Source organism: Arthrobacter sp. 35/47, from assembly GCF_000520475.1.
GTDB lineage: Bacteria > Actinomycetota > Actinomycetes > Actinomycetales > Micrococcaceae > Arthrobacter_D > Arthrobacter_D subterraneus.
In genome coordinates this window covers 14,488-15,697 of sequence record NZ_KI914606.1, presented here as the reverse complement: position 1 = coordinate 15,697, position 1,210 = coordinate 14,488, and the positions used below count along the sequence as shown (strand labels likewise).

General features: G+C 68.8%; 2 protein-coding genes. Both read left to right on the top strand.

The window, feature by feature from the left end:
- On the top strand, positions 1 to 550 hold a 550-nt coding region (locus tag X803_RS19605; protein ID WP_035778811.1), incomplete at its 5' end, for a phosphotransferase family protein.
- Between the two features lie 59 nt (positions 551 to 609).
- Positions 610 to 1,155: a phosphotransferase gene (locus X803_RS0111905; protein ID WP_084033710.1), complete on the top strand. Its 546-nt coding sequence runs from the start codon at positions 610 to 612 to the stop codon at positions 1,153 to 1,155.
- Positions 1,156 to 1,210: the final 55 nt, after the last annotated feature.

Genomic DNA, 1,210 nt, shown 5'->3' with positions numbered 1-1,210 from the left:
CCCCGACGCCGTCACCCGCCTTGGCGACCGGCTGGCCCGGACCGAGCAACTGATCCTTGACCAGTCCCGCTACCGGACGATTCTCGAATCGCTGCCGCAGACGCTCTGCCACCACGATGCGGTGGGCGCGAACATCTTCCGCTCGCACGGCCGAACCGTGCTGATTGACTGGGAGTCCGTTGGAGCGGGTCCGGTGGGAGCGGATCTCGCGTCCCTGGTGTTCTCCTCCGTGCGCCGCGGCGATGCCCTGGCCGGCGTCATGCTGCCGGTGGTTGAAGAAGCACTGGTCCGTTACGCCGCAGCCCTCCGCGCGGAGGCACCCAGTGTCACGGTCGAAGAGGTTCGCCTCGGCTTCGACGCGTCAGTCGCGCTCCGCTGGAAGCTGGCGGTCGACGTCGTCGCCGGCCTTGAGAAGGGACAGCCGCCCCGGCGTGGCAGTCTTCCGGATGAGGACCCGGACGTGGCCCTTGAGGAACTGATCGGCCTGGTGGATCTGCTCCTCGCATCCGCTGACCGGGCGCTCCACCCCGCCCGTGACCCCGGCCCGTGAGTTGGCAGGACACTCCCCCAATGGCGCCGGCAAAGCGGCGTGTCCTGACACGTGAATAGATTCCCGAACCCCCACGGAGCGGCAGCGCCGCCCGGACCGAGCAACTGATCCTTGACCAGTCCCGCTACCGGACGATTCTCGAATCGCTGCCGCAGACGCTCTGCCACCACGATGCGGTGGGCGCGAACATCTTCCGCTCGCACGGCCGAACCGTGCTGATTGACTGGGAGTCCGTTGGAGCGGGTCCGGTGGGAGCGGATCTCGCGTCCCTGGTGTTCTCCTCCGTGCGCCGCGGCGATGCCCTGGCCGGCGTCATGCTGCCGGTGGTTGAAGAAGCACTGGTCCGTTACGCCGCAGCCCTCCGCGCGGAGGCACCCAGTGTCACGGTCGAAGAGGTTCGCCTCGGCTTCGACGCGTCAGTCGCGCTCCGCTGGAAGCTGGCGGTCGACGTCGTCGCCGGCCTTGAGAAGGGACAGCCGCCCCGGCGTGGCAGTCTTCCGGATGAGGACCCGGACGTGGCCCTTGAGGAACTGATCGGCCTGGTGGATCTGCTCCTCGCATCCGCTGACCGGGCGCTCCACCCCGCCCGTGACCCCGGCCCGTGAGTTGGCAGGACACTCCCCCAATGGCGCCGGCAAAGCGGCGTGTCCTGACACGTGA